Source organism: Pseudomonas sp. 50_B, from assembly GCF_017491625.1.
In the GTDB taxonomy this organism is placed as follows: Bacteria; Pseudomonadota; Gammaproteobacteria; order Pseudomonadales; family Pseudomonadaceae; genus Aquipseudomonas; species Aquipseudomonas danubii.
This window is the reverse complement of sequence record NZ_JAFGYX010000132.1, coordinates 1-468: the sequence shown is the minus strand read 5'-3', so window position 1 is coordinate 468 and position 468 is coordinate 1. Positions and strand designations below refer to the sequence as shown.

Sequence of the window (468 nt, the reverse complement as noted above, 5' to 3'; positions counted from 1 at the left end):
GCCCTGCCCTGTGCGGCCCGCAGCGCGACATAAACGCCATTCGACGCGGCATAGGCGCAGTGCGGGAACGATCCGAACGCGATGCGAGCGTGGCGGCGCATACCGGCCGCGCCCGGCACGCGTCACGGACGGCCACGTCGACGCACGCGCCGCTCTTCGCCGCCCGTGCCGCGCCGACACCGTGTCAACGTGTCACGGCTGCCGGTGCGACGCCGCCCACGCCTTCACCGCATTCAGCGTGTTCTCGACGTGCTTGTCGGGCGACCGGCTCGTGTATTCATAGAGCACCTTGCCGTCCGGCGAAATCACATAGGACACGCGATTCGCCTTCGAGATCGCCGGCAGCTTCGCATCGTATTCGCGAATGATCTTCGCGTCCGGATCCGCGGCGACCGGGAACTTGCTGCGGCATTCGCTGACCGAAAACTTCGTCAGCGTGCCGATGTCGTCGGCCGACACGCCGATCAC

1 protein-coding gene is annotated in these 468 nt (G+C 67.1%); it reads right to left on the bottom strand.

What is annotated here, in order from left to right:
• Positions 1-192 precede the first annotated feature (192 nt).
• A partial coding sequence (locus tag J5M73_RS31275) for a redoxin domain-containing protein (RefSeq protein ID WP_207816943.1) occupies positions 193-468 on the bottom strand: 276 nt, incomplete at its 5' end.